At 56.6% G+C, this 17,085-nt stretch carries 18 protein-coding genes; 5 read left to right on the top strand and 13 right to left on the bottom strand.

The genetic code is table 11. The features are described from left to right. Positions 1-246: 246 nt before the first annotated feature. Positions 247-1,503, top strand: a complete 1,257-nt coding sequence (locus ACW55A_RS01620) for a sensor domain-containing diguanylate cyclase (RefSeq protein ID WP_248680409.1) — start codon at positions 247-249, stop codon at positions 1,501-1,503. 105 nt (positions 1,504-1,608) lie between these two features. On the opposite strand, the gene ACW55A_RS01615 is transcribed toward ACW55A_RS01620, so the two are convergent. Continuing rightward, positions 1,609-3,348, bottom strand: a complete 1,740-nt coding sequence (locus ACW55A_RS01615; protein WP_058397446.1) for a dipeptidase — start codon at positions 3,346-3,348, stop codon at positions 1,609-1,611. 131 nt (positions 3,349-3,479) lie between these two features. Here ACW55A_RS01615 and ACW55A_RS01610 point away from each other — a divergent pair, with 131 nt between their 5' ends. Then, positions 3,480-4,085: a DUF6508 domain-containing protein gene (locus ACW55A_RS01610; RefSeq protein ID WP_054080697.1), complete on the top strand. Its 606-nt coding sequence runs from the start codon at positions 3,480-3,482 to the stop codon at positions 4,083-4,085. 55 nt (positions 4,086-4,140) lie between these two features. Here the strand turns inward: ACW55A_RS01610 and ACW55A_RS01605 are convergent, their stop codons facing one another. Then, positions 4,141-4,578 (bottom strand): GNAT family N-acetyltransferase, encoded by a 438-nt coding sequence (locus ACW55A_RS01605; RefSeq protein ID WP_498810393.1) that lies wholly within the window; start codon positions 4,576-4,578, stop codon positions 4,141-4,143. A 152-nt stretch (positions 4,579-4,730) separates the two neighbouring features. Here ACW55A_RS01605 and ACW55A_RS01600 point away from each other — a divergent pair, with 152 nt between their 5' ends. After that, complete coding sequence (locus ACW55A_RS01600) at positions 4,731-4,940, top strand: hypervirulence associated TUDOR domain-containing protein (protein WP_455807856.1); 210 nt, start codon at positions 4,731-4,733, stop codon at positions 4,938-4,940. A gap of 109 nt (positions 4,941-5,049) precedes the next feature. Here the strand turns inward: ACW55A_RS01600 and sodC are convergent, their stop codons facing one another. From sodC to ACW55A_RS01585, 3 genes are all read right to left on the bottom strand, one after another. Further along, on the bottom strand, positions 5,050-5,568 hold the full coding sequence (gene sodC / locus ACW55A_RS01595; RefSeq protein ID WP_455807857.1) for a superoxide dismutase [Cu-Zn] SodC: 519 nt from the start codon (positions 5,566-5,568) through the stop codon (positions 5,050-5,052). 243 nt (positions 5,569-5,811) lie between these two features. Beyond that, positions 5,812-6,822, bottom strand: coding sequence for a zinc-dependent alcohol dehydrogenase family protein (locus tag ACW55A_RS01590; RefSeq protein ID WP_003314089.1), 1,011 nt, complete (start codon positions 6,820-6,822; stop codon positions 5,812-5,814). A gap of 63 nt (positions 6,823-6,885) precedes the next feature. Further along, entirely contained in the window at positions 6,886-7,182 is a 297-nt protein-coding gene (locus ACW55A_RS01585; protein ID WP_498810390.1) for an ArsR/SmtB family transcription factor, read from the bottom strand. 157 nt (positions 7,183-7,339) lie between these two features. On the opposite strand from ACW55A_RS01585, the gene ACW55A_RS01580 reads away from it, so the two are divergent. Beyond that, positions 7,340-8,128, top strand: coding sequence for a transporter substrate-binding domain-containing protein (locus ACW55A_RS01580; protein WP_455807858.1), 789 nt, complete (start codon positions 7,340-7,342; stop codon positions 8,126-8,128). Between the two features lie 117 nt (positions 8,129-8,245). Further along, positions 8,246-9,244 carry a hypothetical protein gene (locus ACW55A_RS01575; RefSeq protein ID WP_498810388.1) on the top strand — a complete coding sequence of 333 codons (999 nt, stop codon included), beginning with the start codon at positions 8,246-8,248 and terminating at the stop codon, positions 9,242-9,244. Positions 9,245-9,300: 56 nt separating this feature from the next. Here ACW55A_RS01575 and ACW55A_RS01570 read toward each other — a convergent pair whose 3' ends face one another. From ACW55A_RS01570 to cyoA, 8 genes are all read right to left on the bottom strand, one after another. Next, positions 9,301-10,320 (bottom strand): branched-chain amino acid aminotransferase, encoded by a 1,020-nt coding sequence (locus ACW55A_RS01570; protein ID WP_003433547.1) that lies wholly within the window; start codon positions 10,318-10,320, stop codon positions 9,301-9,303. Positions 10,321-10,471: 151 nt separating this feature from the next. After that, complete coding sequence (locus ACW55A_RS01565; protein ID WP_003433549.1) at positions 10,472-11,113, bottom strand: CatB-related O-acetyltransferase; 642 nt, start codon at positions 11,111-11,113, stop codon at positions 10,472-10,474. 37 nt (positions 11,114-11,150) lie between these two features. Continuing rightward, positions 11,151-12,035 carry a glycosyltransferase family 2 protein gene (locus tag ACW55A_RS01560; RefSeq protein ID WP_003365256.1) on the bottom strand — a complete coding sequence of 295 codons (885 nt, stop codon included), beginning with the start codon at positions 12,033-12,035 and terminating at the stop codon, positions 11,151-11,153. 255 nt (positions 12,036-12,290) lie between these two features. After that, positions 12,291-13,178, bottom strand: coding sequence for a heme o synthase (gene cyoE, locus ACW55A_RS01555; protein WP_003314082.1), 888 nt, complete (start codon positions 13,176-13,178; stop codon positions 12,291-12,293). A 10-nt stretch (positions 13,179-13,188) separates the two neighbouring features. Beyond that, positions 13,189-13,521 carry a cytochrome o ubiquinol oxidase subunit IV gene (gene cyoD, locus ACW55A_RS01550; protein WP_003409003.1) on the bottom strand — a complete coding sequence of 111 codons (333 nt, stop codon included), beginning with the start codon at positions 13,519-13,521 and terminating at the stop codon, positions 13,189-13,191. Further along, on the bottom strand, positions 13,521-14,153 hold the full coding sequence (locus tag ACW55A_RS01545; RefSeq protein WP_042930342.1) for a cytochrome o ubiquinol oxidase subunit III: 633 nt from the start codon (positions 14,151-14,153) through the stop codon (positions 13,521-13,523). The genes cyoD and ACW55A_RS01545 overlap by 1 nt, the downstream gene beginning before the upstream one ends. A 3-nt stretch (positions 14,154-14,156) precedes the next feature. Further along, entirely contained in the window at positions 14,157-16,169 is a 2,013-nt protein-coding gene (cyoB, locus tag ACW55A_RS01540; protein ID WP_003433558.1) for a cytochrome o ubiquinol oxidase subunit I, read from the bottom strand. A 3-nt stretch (positions 16,170-16,172) separates the two neighbouring features. Then, a complete protein-coding gene (gene cyoA, locus ACW55A_RS01535) occupies positions 16,173-17,063 on the bottom strand; it encodes a ubiquinol oxidase subunit II (RefSeq protein WP_151342162.1) in 891 nt (296 codons plus the stop codon). Positions 17,064-17,085 lie beyond the last annotated feature (22 nt).

Genomic DNA, 17,085 nt, shown 5'->3' with positions numbered 1-17,085 from the left:
TTTCAATTGACCGAACGATACCGGAATGCGACATCGCGTCGCAGTTAATATTTGCCAAACCGCTCAGATACTTGGGCGCTGCACGGGGAGTCATGCGCGCGTTTTTTCTTGGAGGTATAGTGCCCGTGCAACCAGTGCTCGGTGCCTGCGGTCCAACTCACTGCACCCATTGTCCAACCGGCATTGCGTCACACATTATCTGATCAGAGCCGCGATCAATTAACGGATCACTCGACAGGAAATCAGATGACCTCATCCAGTCAGCGTCTTGCCTTGCTTGAAGCAGTTGTCGAACAGTCATTCAATGCCGTATTGATCACCGACGCCAATCTGGCCAATGGCGGCCCCTTCATTGTGTACGTCAATCCGGCATTCTGCTCCATGACCGGCTACACGGCCGAGGCATTGATCGGTGCCTCGCCACGGATCCTGCAAGGCCCGGACACCGATCCTCAAGTGATCGAGCGGATGCGCGAATGCCTGAGTGAAAGCCTTTTTTTCGAAGGGTCGACAGTCAATTACCGCGCGGACGGAAGTCCTTACATCGTCGAATGGAAAATTTCTCCCGTGCGCGACGATGCAGGTTCGGTGTGCAACTTTGTCTCTGTGCAGCAGAACATCAGCCCGCGCATCCGGGCCGAGCGTGAGCAACACCTGCTGGCGCAGGCACTGAACGCTGCGCTTGATCCGATTATCATCACCGACTGCAATTCCACCATCGTGTTTGCCAATGAGGCTTTTCAGCAGATCACTGGCTACAGCAGCAGCGAAATCCTCGGCGAAAACCCGCGGATACTGAGCTCTGGAAAACACGATGAGGCGTTCTATGCGCAATTCAAGGAAGCGCTGAAGAGTGGCGCCCCGCTTCGCACGACCTTCATCAACAAGCGCAAGGATGGCTCGCTGTTCTATGCGGAACACAGCATTTCTCCGCTGTGTAACCTGGAGGGCGCAATCACCCACTACGTCAGCATCAGCCAGGATGTGACCACACGCCTGGGCCGTGAGCAAAAGTTGCTGGAGATTGCTCACAGCGATCCACTGACCGGGCTGGATAACCGACGCTCAGCCGAGCATACGCTTGAGCGACAGATACCTGCGGTGAGTATGTCGGGCAAGCCGTTCAGTCTGATCATCTGCGATATCGATCATTTCAAGGCGGTCAATGACAAGTACGGCCATCCTGCCGGTGACAGCGTAATCACCAGCGTTGCGGCCATCCTCAAACAGCGTATCCGCCTGTTGGACGTCGCCGCTCGATGGGGAGGAGAAGAGTTTCTGATCCTGGTGCCCGACAGCTCGTTGAAACAGGCGGCAGAACTCGCGGAGCGCATTCGCAAGAGCGTTGAAAGCCTGGTGATTCCGGAAACAGGGTCGGTGACCATTTCTCTGGGCGTTGCAGAACTGAGCGCCGGGGAAACGGCCGCCAGCCTCATTCAGCGCGCAGACCAGGCGCTCTATCAGGCCAAGCGTCTGGGCCGCAACCGTGTGGAATGCGCTTAGGCAAGGACCCGGCTTTCTTCGTCATCCGCGTCGTTCGCCCACGCATCGGAGTGAACACCGCTCATCGAAACCGGGCCTGTCATTGCAACAAGCCCGGACATCGTGTCAGAGCTTCGGCAACTGCCCGATACGCCCCATCATCTCGGTGACGATCTGCAGATCCAGCAAGAACTGTCCGGTGGTCTTGAACTCGTTATCCGTATGGCCGGTGTATTTGACTTCGGGTCTTGCCAGACCGAACTGCACACCGTTGGGTAATGAATGGACCGACGTAGCGCCAGCCGACGTGCCAAAGGTGTGCTCCATGCCGAGATTTTCACTGGCAACAGCCAGCAGCGCCTTGACCCACTCACCCTCGGGATTGCGATACATCGGCTCGGCGATGGAATAGTCAAACACTGGCTTGATAGAAGTTTTTGTACTCCAGGCCGCAAGCTTTTCAGCGATTTCGGATTTAAGGACCTGCGGGGACTTGCCCTTCGGCACACGCAGATTGACCGCCAGTTTGAACGCCTTTTCATCCATTGCTACGTAAGTCAGGGATGCGGTCAGAGGCCCCATGAAGTCGTCGGAGAACCCGACGCCCAACTTGCTGCCCAGATAATCGAGCCCCCAGTTGTCAGCGGCATAGCGGGCAGCGTCGGTGATCTGGTTCTGTTTGAGCGCAACCTTGCCCCGCAGACTGTTGATGAAGTCCAGCATCCTCGCGACCGGGTTGACGCCGGACTGGGGTGCCGACGAGTGTGCGGATACACCGGTGACCGTCAGCTTGACGTCCTTGCCGTCGACGCGGGCATCGACCTCGAAGTCGCCGCCATTACTTTTCACGTACTCGGCACCGGCCTGTTGCAGGCTGGCAGCCAGCTCGGCAGGCTTGTCGGTCACCAGAGTGGCCACCGACTTCGATGGAATCTGATTGGTGGCCATGCCCCCGGTCATTGAAACGATCTCGGCGCCCTCGCCCTCGGCCTGGCGTCGAGCAAAGCTAGCCATGACCGTGCCGTAGCCTTTTTCTGCGATCACGACGGGATAACCGCCATCCAGCGCCAGGTTGTAGGCGGGCGTCGGGTTACGCTCAAAATAGTACGGGATGGCGTCGCCGGCCGTTTCTTCCGTGGTATCGATCAGCAACTTGAAGTTTCTGGCCAGCGGCAGCTTTTCTTCCTTGATGACTTTCATGGCATAAAGCGCCACCACGATACCGTTCTTATCGTCCTCGGTGCCGCGTCCATACATGCGATCACCGATCAACGTCACCTTGAACGGGTCCAGACGAGTGCCGTCAGGCAAGACCCAGTTGTCCAGCGTGACCGGCACAACATCGGCATGCACATGAATGCCCACCACTTCGTCACCAGCCCCGTCGAGCGACACTTCATACACACGGTTATCGACGTTACGGAACTTCAGATTGAAGCCCTCGGCCAGGCGCTTGATCGTGTCGGCGATCTTTATGAACGCCGGGTTTTCATGCTGGGCAACGCCGTCGACACGAACAGTGGGAATCGCCACCAGCTCGCGCAGGGTTTCAGTAGCCGCGCTGCCATACTTCATGCGGGTATACAGACCAAGCAGACGATGAATATCGTTCTGTTGCGATGCGGAAAGTTGCTTGTTGTCGAGAAAGGCGCTGATGGCCGGGCCAAAATCGGCAGTTTTCACCACATCAGCGCTGGCGAGATTGTTCAGAAACTGCCTGAAATCCTTTACCGATGTCTCACTGAATGTCTGGAGAATGACAGCGCTCTGTTGTGCAGTGACAGTGGCATTTGCCAGACTGGCGAACGACGAGAGACTGGCCAGTATCAAGGTGGAGGCAGCCAGTTTTTTGAGTGACAGGTTCATTATTGAAGGCATTCCTTGGCAGGCAACGTGCGGATTTTCTGATCGTTTGATCAGGAAGCGTTTCAACTTACACCAAGAGCAGTGATGCGAGAATCCCCTTCTAAAACGAAGCGATGCACTGGAGTGCTCATATGATCAAGCTGCTGATGCGCCTGAAAGCGCGCTTCGACCGAAAGTCCAAGGGGCAGCAACCTGATCGGTTACCGCCTGCGCAGCCTGCCGATCAGCAAGAATCCATGTCACGCGTGCGGGAAAATCTGGCTTGGCTGCCAGTCTATAAAGAGCCGGAACCACTGCGTTTTACGCCAAGACAGGTCAGGACATTTCTGCCACATCCCTCAAGCGAGACACGTTTGCCTGATGAACCTTCGCCGGGGCCAGACGATATTGACCAGCTGCTCTCCTACCTGCCACTGCTGTACCCAGACGGTGTGGCGATCAAGACTTATATCGTCAAGGAAAACACCTATTGGCCAGACTACTTTCCGGTAGTTGAAGCGTTTTATCACGCAGTGGCCAAAGACTGCTGGTGTGATATTGATTACCTTAATCATGGCGCGGCGGACATGCTCAATGACGACAGCTATATGGCCCAGGCAAACCTCGCTGATATACAAACCTTGCTGACCTACTGCATCAGAGGCGAGCGTTTTTGCGATGGCCACAATGGTGCGATGATCGAAAAAGGCTACGTGCTGAAGATCTTACGCAGGCTGGCAGTGTTGCGCGAGGATTGAAGTTCGTGACAATCAGTCAGAGTGTCGGGCCATAACAGTGCACACCTGACGTCTTTCACATGCGCTCCTGTGCACCGAACGATTTCAATAGCGTATGTCGGCTCCAGGGGCCACAGTAGCGTGGAAGACATGCGATCGGCACGTAACCGCAACGCGCGTACCATCTGGCAACATCGTCATCCAGCGTTTCGATCAGAGCGTCAGTACAGCCTCGCTCGATGGCCAACGCTTCAAGCCTATTCAGGGTCTGCGCCCCGAGCCCTTTTCCGCGCCACCCGGCATCGATCCACAGGGAACTCACAAACAGCCGCTGGAACTCGGTTCGGCCTGTGGCGCCGCCAATCAATAGATCGTTCTCCATGATCATGCAGGCAATAGGATCAGCCATTCCCCCTTTCGCCTCGGACAATGCGCGGCCGTGTTGCAAGACGCCGTCAGCAACAGCCCGAGTTTGATCATCAATAATCTGTGCGCCTGTAAGCCACTTCCTCATGTAATCACTTCCTTGATAACGGACTGCAGATACATGAGCAAGATAAAGGCCAGGCACACGATCAACCGCATTGAATTCTTCCCGCGCCGGACACTCCGAACAATACCGAGCGAATGCTGCAGATCATTCGCTCCCCACTTGAGGAAGTCTGAATGACCACCGCATTCAAAGTTGGCGACGCCGTACACTGGAACTCCGAGGCGGGCCAGATACATGGCAAAGTCACTAAAGTACATGTGAAGGACGTTGAGTTCATGGGCAAACATCGGCCTGCTTCAAAGGACGATCCGCAGTACGAAGTGAAGAGCGACAAGACAGGCCATTCGGCGATGCATCATGGGGATGCGCTCAAGCACGCGTGATTGCTCCGCGCCGCGTTGTGGAGAGAACGGTGTAGCGCACGTCTCACTTACGCGAGAAAACTTAACCGATTGGCGCGCCTGCACCCGAAACGGATGCAGGCACGGTTCGTCAGATCACGCCACAGGCAGCACGATCACCGCCACCTCCCAGAGGTGCAGGGTGGTCGGAATGGTTGTCGCCGCCGGCGTGAACCATCAGCGCGTGGCCTTTGACTTGCGAGAGTTTCTTCAGGCGTGGGGCAAGCACCGGGTAAGTTGCAGTGCCGTCAGCAGCCACGTACAGCGCAGGCAGATCGCCTAGATGGCCATCGGCGTAAGGACCCAGATGCTTGCCGGTCTTGGCCGGGTCGAAGTGACCGCCAGCCGCGAGGGCTGCGACCTTCTTGCCGTCCTTGGTACCCGCCTCGCAACTGCCGTTTTCATGCACATGAAAACCGTGGATGCCCGCAGGCAGCTCTTTCAGATTCGGAGTGAACAGCAAGCCGTATTGCGTTTCGCTCACCGTAACGCTGCCGACAGGTTTGGGGGCGCCATCAGCGCTGACCAGATTGATCGGAACGTCCAGCGATGCAGCCTGAACACCGAAGGAGAAAACGCCAAGCAGACCTAGCAAAAGATGAGGTTTCATAATTTCAATGCGTCCCTGATCTGATAATCGAATTGAACGTGGCGCCAGGCAGCACTGATGCTGCACAGCACGAACGTCTTTCATGCCACAGAGGTGTGACCACAGACCGGCGAACTTGATGCGAGGAAATGAGCGGGGAGTACTTGGGAAAGTAATGCAAAACATCACAACTGGCCTGCCGACACCAGGGTCGGCAGGCCAGCGCTGTTCAACTGTGCTCAGTTAACAGCACAGTGTTGCGGATCAGATATCCAGGCAGATCTTGCCGAAATGCTGATTGGTTTCCTGGTAACGGAACGCTTCGACGATGTCGGTCATCGGGAAGGAACGGTCCATGACTGGGCGCATGCCATTGGCATCGATGGCCCGGATCATGTCCTGTTGCTGGGTGCGACTGCCGACCAGCACGCCCTGCATGCGCAGCTGTTTGACCAGCGCCGGGACGAACTCCAGTTGACCGGCAACACCGCTCAGAATACCGATGACCGAGATATGGCCAGCGACCCGGGCCGCGTTCATGGAGTGCTGCAGTGTCGAGGGCCCGCCCACGTCGATGATGTGATCCACGCCACGGCCGCCGGTCAGCTTGCGCGCCGTCTCGCCCCAATTGCTGTCCTTGCGGTAGTTGATCAGGTGATCAGCGCCCATGGCTTGCAGACGCTCCAGCTTTTCATCACTCGACGACGTGGCGATAACGGTCGCACCGACCATCTTGGCGAACTGCAACGCGAAAATCGATACACCACCAGTGCCCTGCACCAGAACGGTATCGCCGGCTTTCAGCGCGTCATCGACCATCAGCGCACGCCATGCGGTCAGACCGGCGGTGGTCAGCGTGGACGCTTCAGCATGGCTGTAGCCCTTTGGCGCAAGGGTGAACGAGGTGGCACGGGCAGTCACCTGCTCGCGGGCATAACCGTCGACGCCATCACCCGGCACCGTGACAAAACCTTCGACCAGCGGCTCGCCGCTGATCCATTCCGGGAAGAACGTGCTGACCACTGAGTCGCCAACCGCGAACTCGCTGACGCCCTCGCCCACTGCAGTGACTACACCTGCGCCATCGGCCATGGGAATGCGTTTTTCCGTCGGTGCCCACATGCCGGTAACGACCGCGAAGTCGTGATAGTTGAGCGAGTTGGCATGCAGACGCACAGTGATCTCACCGGCTTTCGGTGCCAGTACTTCGCTTTCGCCCACGCTGACCTGATCGTAGCCGCCGCCAGCCTGCACGTAGATGGTTTTATTGCTCATGGTCAATCTCCTATCAATTCAACATTACGCAAAATGACGAAATGTATAAATAACGCTCAAAGCCTAGAGTTCTTTCTTGAGCCTGTCGGCAAACCGGTCTATGGCCTGCTCGTCACGGCGAAAATAAGTCCACTTGCCGATCCTCGTTGCCTGAACCAGCCCGGCACGTTGCAGGATGGCCAGATGCGCAGACGCGGTAGAAGCCGACAGGTTGGCCTTGGCCTGAATGTGCGACACACACACGCCTATCGTCGGATCACCGTGGTCCTGGGGAGGGAAATGGGCTTGCGGGTTTTTCAGCCACTCCATGATCAACATGCGAGTGTCATTGCCGACCGCTTTGATTTGCTCAAGAATCATGGGGCACAACATTACGCTTTTTTACGAAATGTTCAACCCCTGATTTCCCTCCCCCGGCCAACGGCATGTTTTGATTACAGCTTCACAGCGGCCTGACAAATGAAGCAATCTGTCGGCTCCAATAAAACCGACTGCACCGCTGAGAGCATCCAGACTCATGATGAATCTTAAATACAGCGCACTGACCGCCCTGCTGCTGGGCATCACAGGCATGGCTCAGGCTCAGGACTACACCTCGCATCTGGACAAGGTGATGCAAGCTGGCCAGTTGGCTGTCTGCACCACTGGCGACTACAAGCCCTACACCCTGCTGCGCGAAGACGGTGAGTACGAAGGCATCGATATCACCATGGCCCGTTCACTGGCCAAGAGCCTGGGGGTGAAGGTGCAGTGGGTGCCCACGACCTGGAAAAATCTGATGCCGGACATGGTGGCCGGTAAATGCGACATCGGTATGGGCGGCATCTCGGTGAGTCTGGAACGCCAGAAAAAAGCGTTTTTCAGCAACACACTGGACGTCGATGGCAAAATCCCGCTGGTACGCTGCGCCGATCAGGCGCTGTATCAGACGGTCGAGCAGATCAACCAGCCCTCTGTGCGTTTGATCGAACCCGCCGGTGGCACCAATGAAGCCTTCGCTCGCGCTCATCTGCCAAAGGCGTCCTTGGCATTTCACGACAACAAGACCATCTTCCAGGAGCTGATGGACAAGAAAGCTGACGTGATGATCACCGATGCTTCCGAAGCGCTCTACCAGCAGAAACGCATGCCCGGCCTGTGCGCGGTCAATCCGACCCGCTACATGCAATACGGCGAAAAGGCTTACCTGTTGCCACGCGATGATGTGACCTGGAAAAACTACGTGGACCAATGGCTGCACCTGAGCAAGGCCACCGGCGAGTATCAGCAGGCGCTGGGAGAATGGCTGGCAGTGCCCGCCGAGTGAGTGTGAAGTGGTTTTGCCGGGCACTGCCTTCGACGTCCTGCTGTGCAATGGTTGCAAGGCGTGTCCGGGTGAAATAGCGTGTTACGGCAACTCTCACTGGAAGGCAGCCAAACGAGCATGAAGCCCAGCAAACCCATCACCCGTGCGTACTGTGTGGAACTGCAGCAGGAGCTGTCGATCGCCGCGGCGCGACGCGAATACTTCTCTCAGGAACCGCCACGCGCACGCTTCGAGTTTCTCTGCTCAACCGAGGCGTGCAGGGCAATGGGCGCGAAGGTCACCGGGGTTCGCTATGACGTGAAACCACAGGACAACCCGACCTTCGTCGCCGCGCACTTTCGCGCCAACCCGCATTACGACCATCACCCGGGCTGCGAATGGGTGGATGAGCGCGCAGAAGCAGAGGAAGAACCGAACGAGCCGGTCGAAGAAACCGATGTACAGACACGCCTGCGCAAGGCCAAACGCAAGCTGGACGATTACATCGATATCTTCGACCCGGTCATCAAGGTGCCGACCAAGGAAACGTCCGGCCCGGAAAAGCCCGATGCTGGCGCTCAGCGCCCTGCTGCAACGCTTCCAGTCACAGAACCTGCCAAGGCACCGATTGCTCGCTACAGCGAAACGCGCACCAACAATCTGGAGCGGCTGGTGGACAGCTATCGGCAGGCCAAGGCCGAGCTGTCACTGGAAGACTTCAAGCTGTTGAAGCTGAAGATTCCGGGCCAGGGCGAAGTGTCGCTGCGCTCATATTTTCGCCATATCAAATACGCGCAATCAGGCGATAACGGCCGGGTGCTGTTCGGCGGCGGCCTGATCGAGCAGCGGTACGGGCTGGGCTTCAAGCTCAGGTTCTTCGACCGTCTTGACGGCAAACTGGTGACGCTCTATGTGTCGCCCGCGCAGATGCAGGCCTATCGCTCCAGCCGTTACATCAGTGAGCTGCTGAGCCACGCGGATGACGTGAAGTTTTTCACGGTGTATGCGCTGGGAACGGTCACTCAGAGCCCTTCGGGCAAAAGCTATGGCCTGGAGGTCGACGACTTGCGACATTTGGCGATTGTGCTGGGGCCGGCTAAAGAACCGGTTGAGCAAGGAAAAACACCTGAAGCCTGAACGTGTGGTCGGTAGTCGTTCCAGCGTTCGACGCTGGAACGATCCGGGTCAGCTCATCAGACCTTGACGATCCAGCCGGCTGGCGCCTCGATGTCACCGGACTGAACGCCGGTCAGCTCCTTGTACAGACGCTGAGTGACAGGGCCGACTTCGGTCTGGCTGTAGAACACGTGCAGGTTGTCCTTGTAGGAAATCCCGCCGATCGGAGTAATGACCGCAGCCGTACCGCATGCGCCTGCTTCCTTGAACTCGCCGATCTGGTCGATGAACACATCGCCCTCTTCGACCGTCAGGCCCAAACGGGATTTCGCCAGTTCGATCAACGAAAGTCGGGTGATACCCGGCAATACTGATGGCGACTTGGGCGTCAGGAACACATCGTCCTTGGTGATGGCGAAGAAGTTGGCTGAACCTACTTCCTCGATCTTGGAGTGGGTCTGTGGATCGAGATAGATGCAATCTGCAAAGCTGTGCTTCTTGGCTTCGGAACCGGGCATCAGGCTGGCAGCGTAGTTACCGCCGACCTTGGCCGCACCTGTGCCGTTGGGCGCAGCACGGTCGTAGCCGGAGATGACGAAATTGTTCGGCTTCAGGCCGCCCTTGAAATAGGCGCCCACCGGAATGCAGAAGATCGAGAAGATGAACTCAGGCGCCGTACGCACGCCGATGTTGTCACCCACACCGATGACGAACGGGCGCAGGTACAACGCGCCGCCGGAACCGTAAGGCGGGATGAAGCGTTCGTTGGCCTTGACCACCTGTTTGCAGGCGTCGATGAATACATCGGTCGGGACGTGGGGCATCAACAGACGGGAGCAGCTGCGCTGCATGCGCTGGGCATTCTGATCGGGACGGAACAGATTGATCGAGCCATCCTTGCAGCGGTAGGCCTTGAGGCCTTCGAAGCACTGCTGACCATAATGCAGCGCGGTCGACCCTTCGCTGATATGCAGCGTGTTGTCCTCGGTCAGTGAGCCCTGATCCCAGGCACCGTCGCGCCAATGAGAAAGGTAGCGCTTGTCAGTCTTGATGTAATCAAAACCCAGAGTGTCCCAGTTGATGCTTTCTTGACTCATAACGCCCTCTATCATTTTAGCGACTGCCTGGTCGAGTCAGGCCAATGCCTTATTCTGCCAGATCATTCGGGCCATGAGGCTCGAAATAAATGCAAACCGACATGGCATTTCTGAAGCAGGCTTGCAGACAGAAGCCTCATGAGCCCGGCGGTCACCCGACCGGGAGCGGAGGCGATACCTGGCGCTGGCGGATATAGTCGATAAACGTGTCCATATCCGAACTGCACAACGTTCGCGCAACGAACTTGACCTCTTCGACAGGCCAGTTCCACCAGGCCGTCTGCAGCAGCAACCGGCGAATGTCCTCATCGAATCGCCAACGGATAAATTTGCAGGGGTTGCCTCCCACCACCGAATAGGGCGCCACGTCCCGAACGACCATCGCACCTGCCGCGACAATGGCTCCATCGCCGATGGTGACACCCGACACAATCGTTGCGTTAGCGCAAATCCAGCAGTCGCTGCCGATCACCACATCGCCCTTGCTCGGCGCGTAATCCTGAATATCCGCGACTTGCCCAACCATCGCCGGGAACGGGTATGTCGTAATCCAGTCCGTGCGATGCTCACCGCCCAGTAGAATTTTCACGCCTTCGGCAATAGAGGTGTAAGCACCTACCCTGAGCACAGCGTCGTCTCCGAAGTCGACAATCTCCGGGATGCCGTAAGTCCCCACGCCGACTACCGCACGCGGGTATTTCAATCTGATTTTTTCGGCGTGCCTGTCCAGCTTGTCCATCTTGCGCAACTGCTTGCGTATTTTTCTATTTTTTAACAGCTCGATGATTTTCATATCTTCAATCACATATGTTTTGACCAGCAGGCAGCGCCTACCGATAGCTCAACAACAAACGCTTGCAGCGCCGCAAGGTCGTTCTGTTGATCTGCCTCCACGGAATGGACAACAGCAGACTCCAGGCATATCGCTTGTCCGCGATCGCGGCATATTTCAAGGCCTTGTTGATGGCCTGAGTGCGACCGCTCTGGTATTCGCGATGGTCCCGATAAGGCTCGATGCTTTTCAAGTCAGCCTCTAGCAACACCTTGTACTTGCGTGAAAGGTTGTTCGAGTGACGTCGGTAGCGCGTAACGATCTCGGGGAGCACATGAATTTCATAGCCCAGATGGGCTATTTTCAATGTCGCCTGAAAATCCTGAACCTTTATCTGCGGGTCATAGCCGTTCGCATCCTTGATGGCCTTCATGCGGTACAGAGCGACCGGCGCGCCGACGACCACTGCGCCGCGCAATATGTCATCGAACGTCAGCCTCTCGATGTAATCGCGCGACTGACGTTTGATTTCATTGCCGTCACCATCCATGTAGCTGATCAATGCGCCGACACAGCCTACTGCGGGGTGATTGTCCAGATACTCGGCACGGATCCGCACCGATGAGGGAAGCATGATGTCATCCAGGTCCGGCGTGGAGAGGTAAACGCCTTTGGCATACCGCAGACCGTGGTTAAGGGCAGCACTGACACCCTGATTGGCCTGACGGTAAAGCTGGAAAGGATAGCGTTGCTGCAGGGACTCGAGCATCGCAATGCTGTTGTCGGTCGAGCCATCATCAACAACGATGACCTCGAAATTTTCGTAGTCCTGAGCAAAGATGCTCTGAATCGCAGCCTCAAGAAATCGCTCGGCGTTGTAGCAAGGGGCAACGATGGAAACCAAGGGGCTGGACGTGGGGTTCTGACTTTCTGAAGACATCATGGGTAGCAGCCATAATCATGATCAGCCCTGGCGGGCTCGGAAACCGGATATCTGTAACAGGTCGCTTGAAAACGGCACATCATGCGGCAAGCGCTCCTGATTTTCCATGAAAGGTCAAAAACGCCCTGCAAACAGGCTTTTACAGGCACTTCAATACTGCCGACACGCCCTGTGTTTCATCCAGTGTAGTTCGACACTCGAAAAAAAACCCCGTTCTTCGCAGAACGGGGTTTTCATAACGCGTATCAGGAGGAATCAGAAGGCGTAAGTCACCAGCAATTCTTTTGTCACCTGAAAGTCGACCGACATCATCACGCTCAACGCAGTAATGGTGAAGATCGAAAACACGAACAACTTGCGAGCCCAGACAGTATCGTCAACGGCCTTGTAGCCCTTCCAGGCCATGTACAACCAGTACATGCCCATACCCGCTGCGACAGCCAGGTAATTGAGACCCGCATAGCCACCGACGGTCAGCATCAGGGTCGCTACGAGGAACGCCAGGATGTAGAGCATGATGTGGCGCTTGGTAACCAGAATGCCGCGCTTGACCGGCAGAACCGGGATCTTCGCAGCACGGTAATCATTGAAGCGGAAGATGGCGATCGCATACGAATGCGGCATCTGCCACAGGCTGAACATCACCAGTAGCGTCAGGGCCGCAAAGTCGAAGCTGTTGCTCACTGCGCAGTAGCCAATCACCGGCGGCATGGCCCCCGAGAGACTGCCCACCAGCGTGCCGTGAACGGATCTGCGTTTCAGGTACAGGCTGTAAAGGCCGACGTAAATCACGAACCCGATCACTGCAAACAGTGCGGCCAACGGATTGGCCTCGGTGTACAGCAGGCCAACGCCTGCAATACCGAGCAAGGTTGCGTAGAGCAGCGCCAGTTTCAGTGAAACCAGGCCCTGCACCAGAACCCGGTTACGGGTTCTTTCCATTCGCTGATCGATATCGCGATCGATGCAGTTATTGAACACACAACCGGACGCAACGACCAGGGAAGTACCGATGACAGCAGCGAGGAACACGCCGAAATCGATATTTCCCTTGGAAGCCAGAAAAAAGCCACCTGCCACCGAAAGCACGTTACCGAAAATGATCCCCGGCTTGGTGATTTGGATAAAGTGCTTCAGTGACATCTGGTATTCCTCAATGCGCCATCATTTCGCGGTGGACGCTGAAAATGATCCACAGCGACAAGCCGACCAGCAGGACGATAACCATCGTGGTAAAGGCGAAGGCCATCACGTTGTTACGCTGCACGCTCGTGAAGTCCAGATGCAGGAAGTAATGCAGGTGCACCAGGATCTGGATGATCGCGAAGACCAGAACGATTGCGATCGTCATGTCCTTCGGCAGTGAAGGTGACATCACCAGGGCAAACGGAATGGCGGTCAGGATGATCGACAGTACGAAACCGATGACGTATGACTTCACTGAGCCGTGACTATTGTCTTCAGCGGAGTGATGCGAATTTGACATTACAAAGCTCCCATCAGATAGACAACGGTGAACACGCCGATCCAGACAACGTCCAGGAAGTGCCAGAACAGGCTCAGGCAGCTCAGGCGCGTCTTGTTGGTGTTGGTCAGGCCCCTTTTCTGGACCTGGAACATCATGATCGCCATCCAGATCAGACCGCTGGTCACGTGAGCACCATGCAGGCCTACCAAGGCGAAGAACGCTGACAGGAAGCCACTGCGGCTCGGACCGTAGCCCTCTTCGATCAGGTGATGGAACTCATAGATTTCCATGCCGATGAAGGCAGCACCGCACAGGAAGGTCAGTGCCAGCCAGCCCAGTACCTGGCTTTTATTGCCCTTGTACAGTGCCAGCATGGCGAAGCCGTAAGTGATACTACTGACCAACAGGAACGCGGTTTCCACAGCCACGAATGGCAGCAGGAAGATGTCCTGGCCCGATGGGCCGCCCGCGACACTGTTGACCATCACGGCGTATACCGCGAAGAACGAGGCGAACAACACGCAGTCGGTCATCAGGTACAGCCAGAAGCCGTAGACCGTCATGCCACCGCTGTCGTGGTGATCGTCATGCCCATGATCATGGTCGTGACCGTGATCGTGGGCTCCGGAGTTGATTGCAATATTTGACATTGTTTAAACCTGTTCCAGCGAGGACTTGACAGGAGTGTATGCACCGTTGGCCGCCAGGACCTTGTGATGCTCACCTTCAATACGCGCTACATCTTCAGCAGGCACCATGTAGCCCTGGTCGTCACGGACAGCGTGAGCAACGAAGACTGCAATGGTCGCAACCAGGCTTGCGCCTACCAGCCACCAGATGTGCCAGATGAATGCAAAGCCGAAGACCGTCAGCAACATACCCATGTACAGGCCGGTCGGCGTGTTGTTAGGCATGTGGATCGCCGAGTAGCGGGCAGGAACCTTGTAAGCGGTGCCGGCACGTTTTGCGTCGGTGAACGCGTCAATGTCGTCAGCTTTTGGCAGCTCGGCAAAGTTGTAGAACGGTGGAGGCGAAGACGTGGACCATTCCAGGGTATGGCCATTCCATGGGTCACCGGTCAGATCGCGGTTGTTGTCGCGGTCACGGATACTCACGAACAGCTGGATCAGCTGCGAAGCGATACCCATCGCGATCAGCACGGCACCGAACAGCGCGACGTCCAGGTAGATGTTCCACTCTGGCATGTCGGTAGCGTTCAGACGACGGGTCATGCCCAGGAAGCCCAGCGCGTACAGCGGCATGAATGCGACGAAGAAGCCGACGATCCAGAACCAGAACGCAGCCTTGCCCCACTTCTCGTTCAGGGTGAAACCGAACGCTTTAGGGAACCAGAACGCGAAGCCGGCGATGTAACCGAATACCGCACCGCCGATGATAACGTTGTGGAAGTGAGCGATCACGAACAGGCTGTTGTGCAGCACGAAGTCAGCACCCGGGATCGCCAGCAGAACGCCGGTCATGCCGCCGATCGAGAAGGTGACCATGAAACCCAGGGTCCAGAGTACCGGCGGAGTGAAGCGCAGACGCCCCTGATACATCGTGAACAGCCAGTTGAACAGCTTCACACCCGTCGGGATCGCGATCAGCATCGTCGCCAGACCGAAGAAGGCGTTGACGTTGGCACCCGCACCCATGGTGAAGAAGTGGTGCAGCCAGACCATGAAGCCCAGGATACAGATCGCACCGGAGGCGAAGATCATCGACTTGTGGCCGAACAGACGCTTGCCGGAGAACGTCGAGATGACTTCCGAGAACACGCCGAAGGCCGGCAGGATCAGGATGTACACCTCAGGGTGACCCCACGCCCAGAACAGGTTCACGTACATCATGGGGTTACCGCCCATTTCGTTCGTGAAAATGTGGAAGTCCAGGTAGCGGTCAAGGGTCAGGAACGCCAGGGTAGCGGTCAGGATCGGGAACGAAGCCACGATCAGGATGTTTGCCCAGGTGCAGGTCCAGGTGAAGATCGGCATGTCCATCAGTTTCATGCCAGGGGTACGCATCTTCAGAACGGTCACGAGGAAGTTGACCCCCGTCAGCGTCGTACCTAACCCGGATAACTGTAGCGCCCAGATGTAGTAGTCAACCCCTACGCCAGGACTGTATTGCAACCCGGAGAGAGGCGGATACGCGACCCAGCCGGTCTTGGCGAACTCACCGACACCCAGGGAGATGTTGATCAGCAGCATACCTGCGACCAGCAGCCAGAAGCTCAGGGAGTTCAGGAACGGGAACGCCACGTCGCGAGCGCCGATCTGCAGAGGCAGAACGATGTTCATCAGACCCGTGAAGAACGGCATCGCCATGAAGATGATCATGATCACACCGTGAGCGGTGAAGATCTGGTCATAGTGTTCAGGCGGAAGGAACCCTTCGGAACCGTTCTGGGCCATCGCCAGTTGGGTACGCATCATGATGGCGTCGGCAAAACCGCGCAGCAGCATGACCATGGCAACGACGATGTACATCACGCCGATTTTCTTGTGGTCGACAGAGGTCAGCCATTCAGACCACAAGTACGTCCACTTGCGGAAATAGGTGATCAACCCGACAACCGCAATGCCGCCGAGCGCGATCATGGCAAGTGTCACCATGACTATGGGCTCGTGGAACGGCACCGCTTCCAGACTTAATTTGCCAAACATCGTTTACTCCTCTGCCCCAGCAGCTGAATTTTTGCCTTTTTCCGCACCAGCGTCACCGGCCACTTCCTTCTCACCAGCAACAACCTTCTTGCCTGGATTCATACCTTCATACTTGTCGATGACGATCTGGAACAGGTTCGGGGTGACCGAGGAAAAGAGTTCGACAGGGTTGCGTTCGCTCGGCTTGATCAACTCGGCGTATTCGGCCGTGCCAAGCTTTTTAGGCGAGCTCTTGACTTCGCTGACCCAGCTGTCGAAATCAGCCTGGCTGGTAGCGATGGCCTTGAACTTCATGCCGGTAAAGCCTGCGCCACTGTAGTTGGCCGAAATACCGTTGAATTCGTGATTCTCGTTGGCAATTAGATGCAGCTTGGTGTGCATGCCCGCCATCGCGTAGATCTGACCACCCAGACCCGGGATGAAGAACGAGTTCATCACACTGTCGGAGGTCACCTGGAAGTTGATCGGAGTCTTGGCAGGGAACACGATCTTGTTGACCGTGGCGATGCCGTAGTCCGGATAGACGAATACCCATTTCCAGTCAACCGAGATCGCCTGGATGGTGACCGGCTTGACGTCCGAATCAAGCGGACGGTAAGGGTCCAGCGAGTGAGTCGAAACGTAAGTGATGTACCCCAGGAAGACCAGCAACAGCATGGGTACGCCCCAGACTGCGATTTCGATCTTGGTGGAGTGAGACCAGTCCGGCGTGTACTTGGCGGCCTTGTTCGACGCGCGATACTTCCAGGCGAAGATCAGGGTCATCAGGATGACCGGGATCACGACAATCAGCATCAGCAACGTTGCGATTACGATCAGGTTCCGCTGCTCGATACCCACCTGCCCTTTTGGATCGAGCAGAGGTACGCCATCGCATCCACTGAGCAAAAGCATACAGAAAAGGGCCAAGAAGCCA

It is taken from the genome of Plantibacter cousiniae (nom. nud.), from assembly GCF_977070315.1.
The sequence above is the reverse complement of the archived record's forward strand: the minus strand, read 5'-3'. Positions and strand labels throughout refer to the sequence as shown.

Coding starts and splice junctions, on each gene's coding strand:
- ACW55A_RS01560 (WP_003365256.1), bottom strand. CDS start 12,035: ATGATGTCTTCAGAAAGTCAGAACCCCACGTCCAGCCCCTTGGTTTCC.
- cyoA (WP_151342162.1), bottom strand. CDS start 17,063: ATGCTTTTGCTCAGTGGATGCGATGGCGTACCTCTGCTCGATCCAAAA.
- ACW55A_RS01610 (WP_054080697.1), top strand. CDS start 3,480: ATGATCAAGCTGCTGATGCGCCTGAAAGCGCGCTTCGACCGAAAGTCC.
- ACW55A_RS01605 (WP_498810393.1), bottom strand. CDS start 4,578: ATGAGGAAGTGGCTTACAGGCGCACAGATTATTGATGATCAAACTCGG.
- ACW55A_RS01615 (WP_058397446.1), bottom strand. CDS start 3,348: ATGAACCTGTCACTCAAAAAACTGGCTGCCTCCACCTTGATACTGGCC.
- sodC (WP_455807857.1), bottom strand. CDS start 5,568: ATGAAACCTCATCTTTTGCTAGGTCTGCTTGGCGTTTTCTCCTTCGGT.
- ACW55A_RS01600 (WP_455807856.1), top strand. CDS start 4,731: ATGACCACCGCATTCAAAGTTGGCGACGCCGTACACTGGAACTCCGAG.
- cyoB (WP_003433558.1), bottom strand. CDS start 16,169: ATGTTTGGCAAATTAAGTCTGGAAGCGGTGCCGTTCCACGAGCCCATA.
- ACW55A_RS01575 (WP_498810388.1), top strand. CDS start 8,246: ATGAAGCCCAGCAAACCCATCACCCGTGCGTACTGTGTGGAACTGCAG.
- ACW55A_RS01565 (WP_003433549.1), bottom strand. CDS start 11,113: ATGAAAATCATCGAGCTGTTAAAAAATAGAAAAATACGCAAGCAGTTG.
- ACW55A_RS01590 (WP_003314089.1), bottom strand. CDS start 6,822: ATGAGCAATAAAACCATCTACGTGCAGGCTGGCGGCGGCTACGATCAG.
- ACW55A_RS01620 (WP_248680409.1), top strand. CDS start 247: ATGACCTCATCCAGTCAGCGTCTTGCCTTGCTTGAAGCAGTTGTCGAA.
- cyoD (WP_003409003.1), bottom strand. CDS start 13,521: ATGTCAAATTCGCATCACTCCGCTGAAGACAATAGTCACGGCTCAGTG.
- ACW55A_RS01585 (WP_498810390.1), bottom strand. CDS start 7,182: ATGATTCTTGAGCAAATCAAAGCGGTCGGCAATGACACTCGCATGTTG.
- ACW55A_RS01570 (WP_003433547.1), bottom strand. CDS start 10,320: ATGAGTCAAGAAAGCATCAACTGGGACACTCTGGGTTTTGATTACATC.
- ACW55A_RS01580 (WP_455807858.1), top strand. CDS start 7,340: ATGATGAATCTTAAATACAGCGCACTGACCGCCCTGCTGCTGGGCATC.
- ACW55A_RS01545 (WP_042930342.1), bottom strand. CDS start 14,153: ATGTCAAATATTGCAATCAACTCCGGAGCCCACGATCACGGTCACGAC.
- cyoE (WP_003314082.1), bottom strand. CDS start 13,178: ATGTCACTGAAGCACTTTATCCAAATCACCAAGCCGGGGATCATTTTC.